Origin of the sequence: Clostridium sp. YIM B02506, assembly GCF_022324845.1 — a bacterium.
In the GTDB taxonomy this organism is placed as follows: Bacteria; Bacillota; Clostridia; order Clostridiales; family Clostridiaceae; genus Clostridium_T; species Clostridium_T intestinale.
The window spans coordinates 17001-35622 of record NZ_JAKGTG010000024.1 but is presented as its reverse complement, the minus strand read 5'-3'; the positions used below and the strand labels follow the sequence as shown (position 1 = coordinate 35622).

The 18622-nt window shown below is 30.6% G+C and carries 18 protein-coding genes, 1 pseudogene and 1 riboswitch; of the genes and pseudogenes, 14 read left to right on the top strand and 5 right to left on the bottom strand.

Going from position 1 to position 18622, the window contains the following annotated elements; translation table 11 throughout:
* Positions 1 to 22: 22 nt before the first annotated feature.
* Positions 23 to 178 carry a hypothetical protein gene (locus L1S49_RS16445; protein WP_175550874.1) on the bottom strand — a complete coding sequence of 52 codons (156 nt, stop codon included), beginning with the start codon at positions 176 to 178 and terminating at the stop codon, positions 23 to 25.
* A 320-nt stretch (positions 179 to 498) separates the two neighbouring features.
* Here L1S49_RS16445 and L1S49_RS16440 point away from each other — a divergent pair, with 320 nt between their 5' ends.
* The 6 genes from L1S49_RS16440 (at position 499) to L1S49_RS16415 (ending at position 8120) form a co-directional block, all read left to right on the top strand.
* Entirely contained in the window at positions 499 to 1440 is a 942-nt protein-coding gene (locus L1S49_RS16440; protein ID WP_238906467.1) for a MoxR family ATPase, read from the top strand.
* Positions 1441 to 2664: a DUF58 domain-containing protein gene (locus L1S49_RS16435; RefSeq protein ID WP_238906465.1), complete on the top strand. Its 1224-nt coding sequence runs from the start codon at positions 1441 to 1443 to the stop codon at positions 2662 to 2664.
* Positions 2651 to 4993: a transglutaminase-like domain-containing protein gene (locus L1S49_RS16430; protein WP_238906463.1), complete on the top strand. Its 2343-nt coding sequence runs from the start codon at positions 2651 to 2653 to the stop codon at positions 4991 to 4993. Before L1S49_RS16435 ends, L1S49_RS16430 begins: the two co-directional genes overlap by 14 nt.
* Before the next feature lie 263 nt (positions 4994 to 5256).
* Positions 5257 to 5835 carry a TetR/AcrR family transcriptional regulator gene (locus tag L1S49_RS16425; RefSeq protein WP_073018520.1) on the top strand — a complete coding sequence of 193 codons (579 nt, stop codon included), beginning with the start codon at positions 5257 to 5259 and terminating at the stop codon, positions 5833 to 5835.
* A gap of 19 nt (positions 5836 to 5854) precedes the next feature.
* Positions 5855 to 6928: an NADH:flavin oxidoreductase gene (locus tag L1S49_RS16420; RefSeq protein ID WP_238906461.1), complete on the top strand. Its 1074-nt coding sequence runs from the start codon at positions 5855 to 5857 to the stop codon at positions 6926 to 6928.
* Between the two features lie 142 nt (positions 6929 to 7070).
* A complete protein-coding gene (locus L1S49_RS16415) occupies positions 7071 to 8120 on the top strand; it encodes an ATP-binding protein (protein ID WP_238906459.1) in 1050 nt (349 codons plus the stop codon).
* 295 nt (positions 8121 to 8415) lie between these two features.
* On the opposite strand, the gene L1S49_RS16410 is transcribed toward L1S49_RS16415, so the two are convergent.
* Positions 8416 to 9108 (bottom strand): DUF2461 domain-containing protein, encoded by a 693-nt coding sequence (locus L1S49_RS16410; RefSeq protein ID WP_238906457.1) that lies wholly within the window; start codon positions 9106 to 9108, stop codon positions 8416 to 8418.
* 62 nt (positions 9109 to 9170) lie between these two features.
* On the bottom strand, positions 9171 to 9413 hold the full coding sequence (locus L1S49_RS16405; protein WP_238906456.1) for a hypothetical protein: 243 nt from the start codon (positions 9411 to 9413) through the stop codon (positions 9171 to 9173).
* A 495-nt stretch (positions 9414 to 9908) separates the two neighbouring features.
* Between L1S49_RS16405 and L1S49_RS16400 the strand changes: the two genes are divergently transcribed.
* The 6 genes from L1S49_RS16400 (at position 9909) to L1S49_RS16375 (ending at position 15133) form a co-directional block, all read left to right on the top strand.
* Entirely contained in the window at positions 9909 to 11237 is a 1329-nt protein-coding gene (locus L1S49_RS16400) for a 4Fe-4S dicluster domain-containing protein (RefSeq protein ID WP_238906454.1), read from the top strand.
* Between the two features lies 1 nt (position 11238).
* Positions 11239 to 11787: a BMC domain-containing protein gene (locus L1S49_RS16395; RefSeq protein WP_238906452.1), complete on the top strand. Its 549-nt coding sequence runs from the start codon at positions 11239 to 11241 to the stop codon at positions 11785 to 11787.
* Positions 11788 to 11854: 67 nt separating this feature from the next.
* Positions 11855 to 12041, top strand: a riboswitch (cobalamin riboswitch).
* Between the two features lie 322 nt (positions 12042 to 12363).
* Positions 12364 to 13194 (top strand): cobalt ECF transporter T component CbiQ, encoded by an 831-nt coding sequence (gene cbiQ, locus L1S49_RS16390; protein ID WP_238906450.1) that lies wholly within the window; start codon positions 12364 to 12366, stop codon positions 13192 to 13194.
* Positions 13195 to 13206: 12 nt separating this feature from the next.
* The gene (locus tag L1S49_RS16385) at positions 13207 to 14028 is read left to right on the top strand and encodes an energy-coupling factor ABC transporter ATP-binding protein (RefSeq protein ID WP_238906448.1); all 822 of its coding nucleotides are present in this window, start codon (positions 13207 to 13209) and stop codon (positions 14026 to 14028) included.
* A gap of 26 nt (positions 14029 to 14054) precedes the next feature.
* Positions 14055 to 14807 carry an energy-coupling factor ABC transporter permease gene (locus L1S49_RS16380; RefSeq protein WP_238906445.1) on the top strand — a complete coding sequence of 251 codons (753 nt, stop codon included), beginning with the start codon at positions 14055 to 14057 and terminating at the stop codon, positions 14805 to 14807.
* Positions 14807 to 15133, top strand: a complete 327-nt coding sequence (locus L1S49_RS16375) for an energy-coupling factor ABC transporter substrate-binding protein (protein ID WP_238906443.1) — start codon at positions 14807 to 14809, stop codon at positions 15131 to 15133. The genes L1S49_RS16380 and L1S49_RS16375 overlap by 1 nt, the downstream gene beginning before the upstream one ends.
* A gap of 41 nt (positions 15134 to 15174) precedes the next feature.
* On the opposite strand, the gene L1S49_RS16370 is transcribed toward L1S49_RS16375, so the two are convergent.
* Both L1S49_RS16370 and L1S49_RS16365 read right to left on the bottom strand, forming a co-directional pair.
* Positions 15175 to 15486, bottom strand: coding sequence for a hypothetical protein (locus L1S49_RS16370; RefSeq protein WP_238906441.1), 312 nt, complete (start codon positions 15484 to 15486; stop codon positions 15175 to 15177).
* A 60-nt stretch (positions 15487 to 15546) separates the two neighbouring features.
* The gene (locus tag L1S49_RS16365; protein WP_073018542.1) at positions 15547 to 16017 is read right to left on the bottom strand and encodes a metal-dependent transcriptional regulator; all 471 of its coding nucleotides are present in this window, start codon (positions 16015 to 16017) and stop codon (positions 15547 to 15549) included.
* Between the two features lie 144 nt (positions 16018 to 16161).
* Between L1S49_RS16365 and L1S49_RS16360 the strand changes: the two genes are divergently transcribed.
* On the top strand, positions 16162 to 16383 hold the full coding sequence (locus L1S49_RS16360) for a FeoA family protein (RefSeq protein ID WP_238906439.1): 222 nt from the start codon (positions 16162 to 16164) through the stop codon (positions 16381 to 16383).
* A 13-nt stretch (positions 16384 to 16396) separates the two neighbouring features.
* Positions 16397 to 18555, top strand: a pseudogene (gene feoB, locus L1S49_RS16355) (ferrous iron transport protein B).
* Positions 18556 to 18622 lie beyond the last annotated feature (67 nt).

Here is an 18622-nt window from a genome sequence, read left to right as displayed (position 1 = left end):
AGGGAGTTCAAGTAACTCCTTTTTATTTATTCTTTTTATTGTCTAAAGCAAGTCCAATTGCGATACCGAGACATAGTCCAAGTGCTAATTGGTCAAATAATATTCCAAGTACAAGTCCAATTCCGACAAAAATAGGAAAATAGTAATTGTTATTATTTTTATTATTGTTGTCACTCATATAATTCACCCCTATAAATTTATAACTGATGTGGTGTATAAACTATTTTATTAAAATAATGTTTTCTTTATTATATATGACTTATATGGGAAAATATACTGAAATAATATTTATATAAATGTTGGATGGAATACTATTAAACTTACACATTCATCTTTATAAAATGATAAAATATTAAGTAATACTCAAAAATTCTGTAACCACTTTTTCACCACATGATAACATATATTAACTGAAAAAAAGTAGAATTATGTGATAAAATTATAATATGTAAGAAAATTGGATATAATTACAGAAAAGTTAGATAATCGAGGTGAATAATGAAGGATATTGCGAACATACTAGAAAGAATTGTTGATAATGTTGAGAATGTAATAATAGGAAAAAGAGAAACTGTTGAGTTAGTTGTAATTTCTTTGGCGTGTAATGGACATGTTCTTATAGAGGATATCCCTGGAGTTGGGAAAACTAGTCTTGTTTCAGCTCTTGCAAAATCAATAAATGCAAGTTTTAAGAGAATACAATTTACACCTGATATTTTGCCATCAGATATAACTGGATTTACTATGTTTAATCAAAAGACTAGAGAGTTTGAGTATCGTCATGGTTCAATAATGAGTCAAATAATACTTGCAGATGAAATAAATAGAACTTCACCTAAAACTCAGGCAAGCTTACTTGAAGTAATGGAAGAAAATCAAGTAACAGTTGATGGTACAACATATAAGGTTCCTAAACCTTTCATGGTTCTTGCAACTCAAAATCCAATAGAGTATCTAGGTACTTATCCCCTTCCAGAGGCACAACTTGATAGATTTTTAATGAAGATATCAATAGGTTATCCTAAAAATGAAGATGAAAGTAGAATACTTGCAAATCTTCAGTATGAAAATCCACTTAATAATCTTAGTTTTGTTGCAGATAGCAGTGATATAAGTTGGGTTCAAGAAGAAATCAAAAAGATTCATTTAGATGAAAGCTTAAGAAACTATATAGTAGCTATAGTTGAGAAAACTCGTAATCATCCTGATGTAGTTATAGGTTCAAGTATAAGAGGATCTATTTCTCTATTTAGAGCAGCACAGGCGTGGGCTTTCTATAATAGCAGAAATTATGTGATTCCTGATGATATTATAAAAATGATGGTACCAGTACTTTCTCATAGATTAGTTTTAAGTCAAGGAGCAAAGCTTAAGAAAATTGGACCAGAAGATATTCTTAAAGATATAGTGCAAAGTGTACGCGTTCCTATGGTGAGATAGATGAAAGCAAATAGAGTTTCATATATATTCATTCTTTTCATGGTACTGATGTTTGTATACTATTATGGAGGTAAGGTTCCATATATGCTCTTATATACAGTACTAACCCTTCCTATAGTATCATTTTCAAATCTTGTTTTTGGATATTTTGGTTTTAAATATTCACAAGAACTAGAGAGAAACTCAGTTGAAAAGGGGGAAAAGGTAAAGTACATCTTAACTGTTATAAACAATGGATTATTTCTTCTTCCATATGTGAATATAGAATTACATGACAGCGCTAATAACAAATCCCAAAAGGCGTCAAGTAAAAATGTGTTCATCCCTCCTTTTAGTAAAAGAAGATTTAAGCTTGAGTATATTTATAAGTATAGAGGAGAATTTCAAGTAGGAGTTAAGACCATTGAAATGAGGGACTTCCTTGGAATATTTAAATTAAGATATAAAGCTAAAAAACCTCTTAAAGTCAAGGTTTATCCTAGAGTTATAAATATAGAAAGATTTTATGTAAGGGAAGATATGCACGCTTATAACTCTTTAAATCACAAGGGTATATATGAGGATACTTCTGTAGTTGATGAAATAAATAAATATAATTATGGAGATAGCTTAAATAGGGTACATTGGAAGCTTACAGCAAAGATGAATGAGATGATGGTAAAGAAGTTTGAAGGAACTGAAGCTCAGAATCTACTGTTTATCTTTGACCTTAAGAAAAACTCTTATAAAGAAGAAACGAATAACCTAATTGAAGATAAACAAATTGAGGCTTCAATTGGGGTTTTAAAATATCTGATAGATACTAGTGCTGAAGTTAAATTTTCTTATTACGACAAAAAGATAGTTAATTTGGAATACAGAAGCCCTATGGATTTTGAAAATCTTTATAGATTTTTTTCCACAGTTAAGTTTAATCAAGATATAAATATTGAAGATATTATCACCCTTATGGTAGATGAAAATGTAAATATGCAAAACATACTTATAGCAACTTCAAATATAAGTTATTCACTTTATGAAGTTTTATATAAGGTAAAAACGGCTAGTAATAATATAGGATTAATTTATGTATCTCCCAAAGAGATTGAAGGCGAAAATGAGGATATAAGCGGAATTCTAAAAGGGCTAAAGGAGATTGGAATAAGCTTATATTATATAAATATAACAAGTGATATAAAAACTGTGCTTGAAAATGGAGGGGATATAATAGATGAAAAAATTTAAGAATACTTTTATAAATGTAATAATGAGTATATTCTTTAGCTTCAGCTTTATCCACTCAATTATTCAGATTACAGTTATGAAGTCAAGTTATAACTCATTATATGTATTTATAGTAGTTTCTATATTTACCTCCATATACACCATCATATTAAGAGATAAAAGAAATGAAAAAATTTCAGCTTTAGCTTTTTTCTTAATTTCATTAGGTTTATTTCTTTATTTTATCAAAAATCAACAAACCTTTAAGATTATCGAAAGTTATATAACTGGAGAAGAAACTCCTACAATAGAACATCAAAAATACATCTTTTTTGGAATAGCTATTGTTGTTTCACTGTTAGTATATATATTTACAGTTAGAAAGTTTAACTTCTATTTTCTATTAATTGTGGGGGGAACTTTATTTTCCATACTGTGGATTAATAAATTCTTTATTAAATCATCTTTTTATCTTTATGTATTTCTGATTTTGCTTTCCTATTTTAAGCATATATACATAAGAAGTATTCCTAAAGATAAAAGAAGTTCTAGTGAAGTTCCAGCATCATTTTTACTTTCAGCGGTTCCAATATGCTTAGTGATTTTTATATTTGCCTATATGATTCCTCCTTTAAGCAATGAAGATATAAAGTGGAAGTGGATGGACTTAAAGATAAAATCAGCCCATAGCTATGTTAGAACAAAACTAAATATAAATACCACAAAACCTTTTAACTTAAGTTCTACAGGGTTTAATCCCAAAGGTTCAAAATTAGGAGGAGATACAGATCTTGATAATACATTAGTAATGAGTGTGGAATCCCCTAGGGGAGGGATATATTTAAAAGGTGCAGTACGAGATACATATACTGGCTACTCCTGGGAAACTAGTGATTCAGAGCTTACGAATCTAGGAGAAGTGAATACACTTTTATCATTTAATGAGGATTTACTTGAACTATCAGAAGGAAGCAAACTTATACTTGATGGGCCTATTGTTTTAGATCAACTCTTTGATAAGGTACCAATAAAAATCACTTATGAAAATCTACAAACAAATACGATTTTTGTACCATCAAAAACAGAGGAATTAAATTTTGGTGATAAAAATACAAGGGTTTTTGTTGATAATTATGGAGTAGTATCTAGTGACATTTTATTTGATAGACGATTTGAGTATATGGTGAATCTTTATGACATCAATAAAAATAGAGAACAACTGGATTATCTGGGGCAAAAAAGTAGTAAAGGTATGTATGATAAATATGCAGCTGATGGATTTGAAATTTCAAAGCAATTTAGACAAAGTGATGCCTTAAGGTTAAATGTTTTAAGCTTTGCAGGTTTATCTAGAGATATTTATTCTAGATATCTTACCCTTCCAAGTAGTGTACCAGCAAGAGTAAAAAATCTTGCAGTAGAAATAGTATCTCAATCTACCAATGATTATGATAAAGTAAAAGCCATTGAAAGTTATCTATCTCAAAACTATAAATACACCTTAAAACCTGGAAGTGTACCTCAAGGGAGTGATTTTGTAGATTACTTTTTGTTTGATAAAAAAGTTGGCTATTGCACATATTTTGCTTCAGCTATGACTATTTTAACTCGCTCTTTAGGACTTCCGGCTAGATATGTTGAGGGATATGTTCTTCCCAATAGTCCAACTTATGGTACAACATATCAAGTTACAAATAATAGAGCACATGCTTGGGTTGAGGTTTATTTTGAAGGGTTAGGTTGGATTCCTTTTGAACCTACAGCAGCATTTTCACAAAATTTAAGTCAAGAAGCTGTTGCTAATCCTATAAATAATCCTGTAGATAATAGAGAAAATCAACCTGAGAGTAATGAAAGTTCCTCAAGTACCAACAAGAATTTAAGAGAAGAGAAGGAAGAGGAAACTCAAACAGTTAATAAAAGCTCTGATCCTAAAAACCTAGGTTTAAAAGTTGGCTTAGCTATATTTTTAATATTAGTATTATGGATAGCAGGTTTTTCTCCAATTAAACGAAGATATTATATGGATAAATTAAAAAAATTAACTACTGAAGAACAAGTATTAGAACTTTATGATTATTTTTTAAAAGCTCTTTCTGTTCAAGGATTTAAGCTTGAACCAGGAGAGACTCCGCTAAAATATTCGATGAGAGTAGTAGAAAACTCTAATTTATCAGAATTTAATAGCGTAACTTATATATTTATAAAGGCTAGGTATAGTAATACTTCTGTTGATGAGAAGGAACTAAAATTTATAATAGAGTTTTATAATAAGTTTCCACATTACTCTAAGGAGAGAATAGGAGTATTTAAGTTTTTTCTTTATAGCAAGATACTTGGAGTGATATAAATATTAGATTACTTTTAGAGTAAGTTTTTGTGTAAATGCTATAACAGTCATAGTGAAATAAAAACATTATAAAACCCCAATATAACGAGATCATTTGTAGTGATTGTTATATTGGGGTTTTAACAATTCAATTAAACAAAAAAATACTTGACCGTTCATTCTCTTATTGATATACTCAGTATATAAATTAGAGAACGGTCATTCTTTAATTTTAAATTATAAAAATAAGTTCAAATAAAGAAAGTATATGTTGGGAGGTAAAAATGGGAAGAAGCAGAGAGTTTGACGAAGAAGTTGCTCTTCATAAAGCGATGGAATTATTTTGGGAGCAAGGTTATGAGAAGACATCTATGGGAGACTTAGTGGATCATATGGGAATACATAGAAAAAGTTTATATGATACCTTTGGTGATAAACATACCTTATATCTTAAAGCTATAGATTGCTATAAAGAATATATCCAAGAGAAGATAAAAGAAAAAACGCTAAATGCTGAAACTTCAAGTAAAGCTATAGAAACTATTTTTGAATATGCTATTGGAGGAGAAAAAGATAAATCATTAGGATGTTTACTTGTAAATGCAACTACTGAACTGGCGCTAAGAGATAGAGAGGTTGAGGAAAAGACAGAAGAGTCTTTTTTAAGAACAGAGAGTCTTTTTGCGGAACTTGTTCGAAAAGGACAACAGACAGGAGAATTTTCAAAAAACTTTAATGCAGATGATTTAGCGGGAATTTTACATAGCACACTGCTTGGAATTAGGGTATATACTAGAACTTCAGTGAGCAAAGAAAAGTTACATCATATAGTAGATAATTTATTAGCAATGTTTAAAAATTAATTATGAGGAGAGTATTTTTATGAAAACATTATTTGATTTAACACAATTGTCAGGAATGAATATGAAGAACAGATTTGTTCGTTCAGCAACCCATGATGGTAGAGCTGATAGCTTAGGACATGTTACAGAAAAGCTTGTTAATCATTATGAAGAACTTGCAAAAGGCGGTGTTGGAACCATTATAACTGGGTTAACAAATGTAACAGATATAGAAAAAATTGTTCCAGGACAAATGGCAATTTATAATGATTCCTTTATATCAGAGTACCAAGAACTTACAGATGCCGTGCATAAGCATAATACTAATATTATTATGCAACTTGTTTGTAATGGAGCTCAAAACAGAAGTAATAATGAAGGTGTATTATGGGCACCAACTGTAATTGAAGATTTAGCAGCAATGCCTGGAATAAAAGAAATGACTAAAGATGATATAGAAATTATGAAAGAAAGCTTTATTAATGGAGCAGTAAGAGCAAAAAAAGCTGGTTTTGATGGAGTACAATTACATGTAGCACATGGATATTTACTTAGCCGCTTTTTAACTCCTTATTTTAATAGAAGAACTGATGAATATGGTGGAAATATAGAAAATAGGGCAAGAGTGGTTGTGGAGATTTGTAGCGGTATTAGAGAAGCAGTTGGTCCTGATTATCCTATTCTAGCAAAAATAAATTGTGAAGATTTTATGGAGCAAGGACTAAATCTTGAAGAGTGTAAGTATGTATGTAAAGTGTTAGAGAAAGCAGGGTTAAGTGCTGTTGAAATTAGCGGGGGGACAGCAGGATCTAGAGCTAATGAAGGAACAATTAGAAGAGTAACTTCAGAAACAGAAGCATATTTTAGAAAGTATGCAGAAGAAATTGCAGAAGAAGTTGACATTCCAGTTATATGTGTTGGAGGTCATAGAGATATAGATAACTTAACAGATATTATTAAGGAAACAAAAATTGAGTACGTTTCTCTTAGTAGACCTTTCATAAGAGAACCAGAGCTTGTTAATCGTTGGATAAGTGGTGATAAGACACCAGCAAAATGTATTTCATGTACCAAGTGTTTTGGTGCAGAAACAAAATGCATATTTAATAAATAAAATCATATAGTATGATATTTTGATTGATACAATTAATATTAAAAATAAAAAACTCAGTGAAGCTGAGTTTTTTGTCTTTTTAACCGAAATTAATACCTTAACATATAATACATGGAACTTTAATTAGGAGATGATGAGATCTATGAGAAAATATGAAAGCAACAAGGTAAAAATAAATGAGTTTGAAGTAACTTCTTATGATGACATGGTACATCCAAAAGGAAATATTGAGGATTTAAGATTGGGATTCATACGACAATATCTTTATGATATAGAAAGTCCATTATTTGAAGAAAGATTAAAGACTTCAAAAGAAAAGTTACTAAAAGAGCTAGATATGATTGATGATGAACTAAAACCTAAAAACATAGGACTTTTGATGTTTAATGAGAAACCAGAAAACTTTATTCAAGGATGTCAGTTGCAGTTGGTACACATTGCAGGACTTACTTCTGATAGTATCATAGAACAGACTTTTGATGGTCCTATTCATGAGAATATAAGAGCGGTTTTAAGATATATGGAAACCTACGTGATAATGTTAAAATATATAGAAGGGGGTAGAGTTTACAACTATCCATTAGAGGCGATAAAAGAAGCTGTTGTAAATGCTTTTTATCATAGAGACTATTTAAATGGTACACCTACAGAAATAAAAATAGATAGGGAGAAAATTGTTATTATAAATTATCCAGGACCAGATAAGTTTATAAAAAAAGAGGATATATATAAAGGCGAAGTTTTAGTTAGAAGATATAGAAACAAGAGAATAGGTGAAAGTTTAAAAAACCTTAAGTTATCAAGGGGGATAGCTACAGGTCTATCAAAAATCATGAAAGCAATGAAAAATAATAATTCAAAAGAACCTATATTTGAAACTGATGAGAAGAGATCATATTTCATGGTCAAATTATATGTAAATTCTCATTTTATGGATGAAAAAGAAAAACAAGCTGTGCCATCAAATAGAAAGGAACAAAGAGATATTCTTTTAAACAAAAGAGAAGAGAAGATATTAGAACTTTTGGCTCAGGGACCTTTATCAAAGAAAGAACTATCAAACTATCTAGGATATGGAGATAAGAGTGGGAATCTAAAAAGAGCTATTTGTAAGTTGTTAGAACATAAGTTAATAACTTATACTGTACCATCAAACATAAGGAGTAGAAAGCAAAAATACAAACTTATATAAAAAAAAGGAATAGGTTTCATAAAGAATCCTATTCCTATAATATACATTTTTAGGGAAGTCGTTTACAAACTCTGCCTGCAAGCTGAAAACTTGCATTCTTAATATGAATATTGAAATAAATTATATTTTGATAATTGCTACATTTAAACTGCGTATATAACTTCATATGTATAAGAGTTTGTAGATAAAACTTATATTGTAATATCAGCTTGTAATTATATTATAACAATAGAGTTTTCTAAACACAATAGGGCAATTTATTTTTTATTAGATTTTATTTAAAAATATGGTTTATTTAATCTTTAAGTTGGTTCAGATAAGTATAGAAGTCTTTTATTAAGCTAAAATCAGCGATTAGCTTATCAACGAGTTCTTTTGAAAATAATAAGTTGTCTATTTCTTTATTACAAACTAAATATAAGTTTTTTCTTTGATACCACTCATTTATATCTTCAGTTTTTTCTTTATCTAAAATTCGTTTATATTTATCTCCTTCAACAACAAAAACATCTTGTTTTGAGTAAAAAGATATTGCGTTTTTGAATTTATCTAAGGAGGTATCAATATTTTCTCTAAATATTTTCATAGTAGTTGGGTTAGCTTGAAAAAAACCCATTCCATATCTATAGGAATCAGGAGACAGCTCAAAAAAGAAGGCTGGATTTGAGGACCATTCTTTTGATCTTCTTTTAAAAGTTATCCACATCCTAATTTTATAAGGAGATTTATCCTTTGAAAATCTTGTGTCACGGTAAATTTTTGAGATTGTGTATCCAGAAGATGGAGTTACCTCAAGCAAAGGGTCAATAGAAAGGATAAAACTGCTTAAATCCATAACTAAGTATTTCATTGGAGTAAGTAAATGATGTATATATTTTTCTTTATTTTCCTCAAACCACAATTTATTATTATTTTCTTTTAGATTTTTTAAAAAATCTATAGTTTCATTCGAGAAACCTTCAAAGCTTCTCTCACCTATAGTTGACATAGGAAAGCCTCCTTTTATGGTATTTATGTATTTTATATTAGATAATTAAAAGAAAGCACTAGTTAGACATCTTTACTTAAAACATTATTTATAAGATATTTAGCTTCCTTGGCATTTCTTTTACTTACAGTTATAGTATATTGAGTTTCATCATATCTTCTTAAATTTGTACTTTCATCATTTCTTAAGGTACTAACTTTATTGTTTGTATATTCTATATTATTATCTAATAATACTCTAATAACTTTTGATAAATCCTTTAAAGAGTAGCCAATCCAAACATCTTCTTTTTTAAATGAAAACATAAATAACTCCTCCTTTTAATATAAATAATCTTTACTATATTATACCATGTATATACGTACAAGCTAAAATTATGTAATAAAAGCACGAAATTTAGTAATAATCGACCAAGGTCTTAAAAAGGAATATGTGGAGTATTTAAATTTTCATAGAGACTTTTTTAGGTAAAAAACAGACCTCTAAGAGTACTTAATATTACTAACTGTCAACTTTAAATTTGTGCTACAATACCCTTAAACAGACAATCTGAAAACGTTATACACTTTACTGCTGTAGAAATCCTGTAAGGATTTCATTAAAGTCCTTTTAGCCTTATTACTGTAGAAATCTTGAAAAGATTTCATTAAAATCATTTTAGTTTTATTACTGTAGAAATCCTGCAAGGATTTCATTAAAATCATTTTAGTCTTATTACCGTAGAAGTCTTGCAGAGACTTCATTAAGGTAATTAATTAACAACGCTAGACATTATAAAATTAAGGGGGGGAGTGCAAACTATGAATCTTTTAGATAAAGTAAAAGATGCAGGAGTTATTGGTGCAGGAGGGGCAGGATTTCCCACTCATGCAAAACTATCTGGTAAGGCAGAATTTATATTATTAAATGGAGCTGAATGTGAACCATTATTAAGGGTGGATCAGCAGCTTATGAAAATCTATCCTAATGAAATAATTAAGGGGTTTGAAACAGCTAGAGAACTAGTTTCAGCAAAGAAAGGAATTATAGGAGTAAAAGAAAAACATAAAGAGGTAATTTCTATTTTGAGAAATATAATAATTGAACTTAACCTTAATGAAAAGATTGAGGTTAAAGAACTTCCAGATATCTATCCAGCTGGAGATGAACAGGTTTTAGTTTATGAATTAACAGGACGAGTAGTTCCTGAGACTGGAATTCCCATTCAAGTAGGGTGTGTGGTTATAAATAGCGAAACTTCACTAAACATTTATAATGCATCACTTGGAAAATCAGTAACTAGAAAATATATAACTGTTTCAGGTGATGTACCAAGTCCAGTAACAGCTTGTGTACCGGTTGGTACTAAGATAATGGATGTATTAAAACTTAGTGGGGTGACAGATTTTGATGATTATGCAGTTATTGATGGTGGACCTATGATGGGCCCAGTTATGAAAAATCTAGATGGATATGTAACTAAGAAAAACAAGGGTTTTGTAATACTTAAAAAAGAACATTCTTTAATACGTAAAAAATCAACAGAAATGAATCAAGCTAGAAGAGTAAATAGAGCTTCTTGTGAACAATGCAGAATGTGTACAGATATGTGTCCACGTTATCTTTTGGGACATGATACCCAGCCTCATAAGATGATGAGAGCTATGGCCTATAATCTTGAAAATGTTGAGGGGCAAAAAAATGCTCAACTATGTTGTCAATGTAATTTATGTGAGTTATTTTCTTGTCCAGCAGGACTTTATCCTAAGGCCTCTAATGTATATTTTAAAGAAAAGCTTTTTGAGCAAAAGATTAAGTATAGGCCCATCAAGGATAAGTTTGAACCAAGAAAGGCCCGTCAATATAGATTGGTACCAAGTAAAAGACTTATTGCAAGACTTGGATTAAAAAGTTTTGATAGACCTGCGCCTTTCATGGATGGTTTTGTTGAACCTGAAGAGGTACATGTACTAAGAAGTCAACATGTTGGTGCTCCAGCAACTTCAGTTGTTTCAGTAGGGGCCCATGTTGAAGCAGGTGATTTGATAGGTGATATACCAGAAGGCAGTTTAGGTGCACCTATTCATGCAAGTATATCAGGAACTATAACAGAAATCACAAATGAGTTTATATCTATAAGGAGGAATTAATATGGCTAACGCAATAGGAATAGTTGAATTTACAAGTATATCAAGAGGTATTTTTTCCTCAGACCAAATGGTTAAGGTTTCTGATGTCGAGATAGTTACTGCAAGTTCCACATGTCCAGGAAAATATATTGCAATAGTTACTGGAGATGTTGAATCTGTTAAGGAATCAGTAAGTGTTGGAGAAAAAACCGCAGATGAGTTTTGGATTGATTCAATAATAATACCAAATGTAAGTCCTTTAGTTTTTCCAGCAATTACTGGGGCAACAATACCAGAGAAAGTTCAAGCTTTAGGGATAATTGAAGCTTTTTCAATAGCTAACATGGTAGTTGCAGCAGATAAAATCTTAAAATCTGCAAGTTTAGAACCGATAGAACTTAGGCTTGGTACAGGCCTTGGCGGAAAATCATATTTTACTTTTACAGGTAATGTAGGAGCAGTAGAAGTTGGGATAGAAGCAGGGAAAGCTGAGATGGAACAGAAGGGTTTACTTGTTAATGCTGAAGTTATTCCATCACCATCTGATAGACTTATTCAAACTCTATTTTAAATGTAGTATTGATTTTTCAGCATAATAATGGTATTCTTACCATGATAATATTGGAATCTATTAGTAAATTTAATAATGAAATATAGGTTTAATCAGTAACGTGATTGATTAAAAGGGAATCAGGTGAAAATCCTGAGCTATCCCGTAGCTGTATTAAGGGAGTTTAGGTACAAGATGTCACTTAAGATTTAGGGAAGACGTGCTTAAATTATGATCTTTGAGTCAGAAGACCTGCCTATATTTTTGACTAAAGTCTCTACGAGCGATGGAGGAGTCATAATAAATATGTACTTAATATACTTATATGGGTATAGTTTTTTGTTGTGTCCTTCTAACTTTGAGTTAGAGGGGCTTTTTATTTTGCACATTATTATTGTAGAGGTCTTGCAAAGACTTCATTAAAATCCTTTTAAAATTATTGCTGTAGAAGAACATTAAAGCTTCTACAGCAATAATGTGTGTGCTTGGGTATAAAGATTCAATATTATTAGTATATAGATAAGGGGGAATTTAAGTATTTATGAATAGAGTTAAGGCTTGTAGAGTAGATGAAATAAGATTCAAAGGAGTCATTAGGTGGGAAAAAACAATATCTTAAGGAAAAAAAGTAATAAAAGAATAAGACATAAACATGGAGAAAGTATTTCAATTGATTTTTATGCTTATACTTCAAAGATAAAAAACTGGAATTCAAGCTTTAAGATGATTTTTTCAATGACCGTGATAGCTGTGTGTATTTTATTAGATAATCCATACGTATCTGTTTCAGTAATTTTGGGCATGGCCTATCTTACTATTATAAAAGGTGGTCTTTCTTTAAGAGATTATTTATCAGTACTTATGATTCCTATTGTTTTTATTTTAATAAGTATTTTTACCATAAGTGTGGATATTTCAAGAAATCCTATAGGAGAGTACAACCTTTATCTAGGTTTTGGTTATGTGTTTACTTCAAAAGAGATGCTTACAAAAGGGCTATTTTTGCTTTTGAAGATTTTAGGAGCCATAAGTGCTCTTCAAATGATGTCACTTTCTACTCCATCTTCCGATATCATATATGTACTTAGAAAGGCCCATGTTCCAAAACTTATTATAGAGCTTATGAATATGATTTATAGATATATTTTCATTTTGATGGATGTATCAAGTAAAATGAAAAATTCAGCAGAGGCCCGTCTTGGGTACTGTGATATCAAAACTTCTTATTATACCTTTGGAAGGATTGGGAGCAACATGTTGATTGTTTCCTTCAAGAAAGCAAATGTTTATTATGATGCCATGGAAGCAAGGTGTTATGATGGGGAACTTATATTTTTAGAGGAAGAGAACAAGTTAGATAAAAAGCTAGTGTTTTGGGCATCTGTGTTTATAATTTTTTTAGTTGGACTTTGGAGTTTTACAAAATAAGAGGAGATTTTTATGAAGAAAGTAATATTAAAAATAGAGGATTTACATTACACCTATGGAAATGGAAAAGTTGCTTTAGAGGGAGTAAATCTAGAGGTTCATGAAGGAGAAAAAATAGCAGTAGTAGGCTCTAATGGTTCTGGGAAATCAACTTTTTTCTTAAACATGAATGGGGTATTCATGGCTGATGATGGAGAAATCACATATAGAGGTACCATCATAAACAAGAAAAACATGAAAGAGCTAAGAAAAAATATAGGGATCGTTTTTCAAGATCCTGATAATCAGATAATAGCATCTACTGTAAAATCAGAGGTCGCTTTTGGGCCCATGAACCTAAAACTTTCAAAACAAGAGGTGCTAGATAGGGTGCATCAGGCCCTAGTGTACATGAACCTATTAGATTTTCAAGATAGGCCTCCTCATTATTTAAGTGGAGGAGAAAAGAAAAGAGTAAGTATTGCAGATATTATAGCTATGAAACCTGAAATCATAATTTTTGATGAACCTACAGCATCGTTAGACCCTGTAAACTCCATAATGCTTGAGGAAGTTTTAGACAAGCTGAGCTTAGAAGGGAAAACCATGCTCATATCTACTCATGATGTTGATTTTGTTTATAGATGGGCAGAGAGAGTTGTTGTTTTTTCTGATGGAAAAATCATAGCTGATGGTACACCAGTAGAGATATTTAAGGATCAAGAAGTTTTAGAAAAGGCAAATCTTAAAAAGCCAACTATGTTAGAGATGTATGAATTACTTTTAGAAAAAGGATTATTAAAAAATAAAAATCTCTATCCTAAAACAGTCCAGGAATTAAAGAAAAATTTTTAGATTAAGAAATCAAGGGGGAAAATAATATGAATAAAAAGGAAAAGAAATTTATAATTATTGCAATAGCTTTTGCAATAATTTTTGGAATAACGCCAGCAGCAAATGCTATGCATATAATGGAAGGATACCTTTCACCAAAGTACTGTATTTTATGGGGAGTTATAAGTCTTCCATTTTTAGTTTTAGGATATATTTCACTTAAGAAAACCATAGCAGAAAATAGAAGATCTATAACACTTATTGCAATGGCAGGAGCCTTTGTTTTTGTGCTTTCATCTTTAAAAATTCCATCAGTAACAGGAAGTTCTTCTCATATGACAGGTACAGGTCTTGGTGCTATTTTATTTGGAGCAAGCATGGTTAGTATTCTTGGGATAATTGTACTTTTATTTCAAGCTATATTACTTGCTCACGGTGGTTTAACAACTCTTGGTGCTAATACTTTTTCTATGGCTATAGCAGGTCCATTCCTAGCTTATGGAATATATAAATTGCTTCAAAAATCAAAGGTTAATAAACACTTCTCAATTTTTTTAGCAGCAGCTTTAGGAGACTTATTTACTTATTGTGTAACAAGTATTCAACTTGCAATTGCATACCCATCTGAAACTGGTGGTGTTTTAGCTTCAGCAGTTAAGTTCCTTGGAGTGTTTGCACCTACTCAAGTTCCACTTGCAATTATTGAGGGAATCTTAAGCGTAATTATTATAATAGGTCTTGAGACATATGCAAAGTCAGAGTTAAAAGGTATAGGTTTTTTAAAGGGGAGTGAGAAATAATGACAAAAACTAAGAAAAAAGTTATCATACTATTACTTATTACCATATTGATTGTTCTTGTACCACTATTTATTCTAAAAGGTGCTGAATTTGGAGGCTCTGATGATGCTGGGAGCCAAGCTATTTCTGAAATCACAGGGGAAGAATATGAACCATGGGCGACTCCTGTTATGGAAAGATGGATAGGTGGAGAAATTCCAGGGGAAACTGAAAGTTTATTATTTTGTGTACAAACAGCTATAGGAGTGGGGATAATTGCCTTCTTCATGGGCCGATTTGTTGAAAGAACTAAAAAAGAAAAACTAGAAAGTAACAAGATAGGTTAATAAATAAGCAGATGGGCCTAAGCTTAGGCCCATCTGTTCTATCATCCTAAAAATTCGGGTACATCTTGATGATCAGATCTAATTGCTCTTTGAACAATTGTTAGTTTGATTTTTGAATTAACTTTATCTAAAGAGTAAGAGTAGCGTTCACCACAATTTTTGCATATAAGAAAATCATCTTCTCCGACCATCTCTCTATTATTAAAGGTATAAGGCGTTTCTTCAGTATTCATAAGTGATCTTAAGATATTCGTATTATCTATATCATAGGTGTATAAGTAAGTAGCTTCACGTTTCATTACAAAATCTTTAGTATTACACTTTGTGCATACGATAGGGTTTTCTGTGCTCATAATATCATTCCTTCCAACAACAGTAGCTTATAAGGTTATATTATCCAAATTAATAAGATGCTATTCTTCAATATCACTTCTAATATGTTTTGATAACTTTTCCTTTAAACTTGGATTTGATTCAAAGAAATCTAAAAGCTTACATATTCCACTAAGTACATCATTGCTTATAGTATGTTCCATTTTTTCTGTTTCTTCTAAAACTTTATCATTGATATCTAATAGTTTTAAGAAATCTTCGATAGTGTTATGACGCTTCAAAAGAAGCTTTCCAATATACTTTCCTTCCTCTTCTAATATTATCACTCCATACTTTTCATATTTGATTAAATTAAGAGAAGATAATTTCTTTACCATTTTAGTTACAGAAGGTGGTTGAACATTTAATGAAATGGCAAGTTCATTCACCCTTGTAAAACCATTTTTTAGAGAAAGCCTATAAATCATCTCTATGTAATCTTCAGCAGAAGCTGAAATTATATTAGTGTCATTTTTCATATATTGAGAGAAGGTAAAAAATTTTTCCTGCATTTAAAACCATCCTTATTATTAGTTCTCCATTAATAAAATATATTCACTACTTTAGATAAAATACATACTATGGTTATTAAGTAAGAGTTAGCTGAGGTTAAGATATTTAACCGCAGTAATAAAACAATCGATAGGAGTAAGATTATGAAACGATTATGTGATTTTCAAGTTGGAGAAAAAGTTATGATCAAAAATTTATTAAGCGATGGATTAATGAGAGAAAGAATGTTAGCTTTAGGTTTTGTTAAGGGGACAGTTATTGAAATTGTACGAAAAGGACCTAAAAATAATCTTACAGTTTTTAAGGTAAGAGAAACCATGATTGCTCTTAGACAAGAAGAATCTTTATTAATAGAAGTTGCATAAGGAGGTAAATATTATGGGGCTTACTTATGAATCTGTTAAAAAAGATGCTTTAAAAGACATGTTTAATATAGATAAAAATGACGGAGAGTATGTAATTGCATTAGCTGGTAATCCTAATACTGGCAAAAGCACTGTATTTAATACCTTAACGGGGTTACATCAGCATACTGGAAATTGGCCAGGAAAAACTGTAGTTAATGCTAGAGGAGAATTTCAATATAAAGACAAAAAATATATTTTAGTAGATCTTCCAGGAACATATTCTATTTTTGCAACTTCTGTTGAGGAAGCTGTAGCAAGAGATTTTATATGTTTTGGAAAACGTGACCTAACTATAGTTGTAGTTGATGCAACCAGTTTAGAGAGAAATCTAAATCTAGCCTTTCAAGTTATGGAGATAACCTCCGATGTGATTTTGTGTATAAATCTAATAGATGAAGCAGAAAGAAAAGGAATAACTATAGATGGAAAAGGCTTAGAAAAAGATCTAGGAATTCCAGTTGTTTTAACATCTGCTAGAAACAATATAGGAATGGATAACTTAAAGGAAGAAATAGACAAAAAGGTGGCTGAAAAGCTTAAAAATTTGGGGACAGTTAAGCAGGAAGATTCAAAAAAAATGGGGACGGTTAAGCATAATTATATAAAATATGCTCCTAAAATTGAAAAAGCTATAGATATAATTCAAAAGGATGTTGACAAATTAAGTATTGATTTAAACTATAGATGGTTATCATTAAGATTGATTGATGGTGATGAATCTATAATAAAGGGTGTAGAAGAATATTTAGGAAATGATGAAATAAAGAATATTATAGAAAAGAACAAAGATTTGATCGATTCAATTAATAATAAAGATATACGAGAAGATATAACTTCTAAAAACTATAAACAAGCAGAACTTTTAAGGGACAGTTATGTAAAAATATCGAATAAAAAGGTTGATAGGGATAAGAAAATAGATGACATTATAACCTCAAAGAGATTTGGAATTCCACTTATGATGCTCATGTTAGAAGTTGTTTTATGGATAACCATAGCAGGAGCTAATGTCCCATCACAAATGTTAGCTGATATGTTATTTAAATTTCAGGATGTATTAACCGATATTTTTATTAAACTAAATGCACCAGAGTGGCTTCATGGAGTTTTGATTTTAGGTCTATATAAAACCATGGCCTGGGTTATTTCTGTTATGCTTCCGCCTATGGCAATATTTTTTCCACTATTTACATTGTTAGAGGATTTTGGATATCTTCCAAGAGTAGCATTTAATTTAGATCATGTATTTAAAAAAGCTTGTGCTCATGGAAAACAATGTTTGTCTATGTGTATGGGGTTAGGATGCAATGCAGCTGGAGTAATAGGTTGCAGAATTATAGATTCTCCGAGGGAGAGACTTATAGCTATTTTAACCAATAACTTTGTACCTTGTAATGGCAGATTTCCTACTTTGATAGCTGTTTCTACTGTGTTTTTTGGAGTTGCAACAATAAATGATAAATCAAATATAATACCAGCACTTATGGTTTCATTAATAGTTATTTTAGGAATTTTTATAACATTAGGGGTATCATATTTATTATCTAAAACTCTTCTTAAAGGGATCCTTCAAGTTTTACATTAGAATTACCACCTTATAGAAAACCGAAGTTTGGAAGTGTTTTATATACCTCAATAATAGATAGAACAATATTTGTTTTAGGAAGAGCAGTAGCTATAGCTGCACCGGCAGGAGTAGCTATTTGGATACTTAGTAACATTTATATAGGTGATATGAGTATAATAAGCCATGTAGCAAACTTCCTAAATCCATTTGCACAATATATAGGATTAGATGGATTTATATTATTAGCTTTTATTTTAGGATTACCGGCAAATGAAATAGTTGTACCTATACTGCTTATGGCTTATTTATCAACAGGATCTATGGTGGAGTTTGAGAGCATAGATTCTCTTCGTCAAATATTAGTAGCTAATGGATGGACCACACTAACAGCATTAAATGTATTGATATTTACTTTACTGCATTGGCCTTGCGCTACAACATTATTAACTATAAAAAAAGAGACTGGAAGTATAAAGTGGACAGTTTTAGCTGCAATACTTCCAACAGTTATAGGAATAGGTTTGTGTTTTATAACAACTACAATTTACAAACTTGTTGTATAATAAAACTCCCATTGAAGGAAAGTTCAATGGGAGTTTTATATGCAAAAGAATAAGTAAGTTACACTAT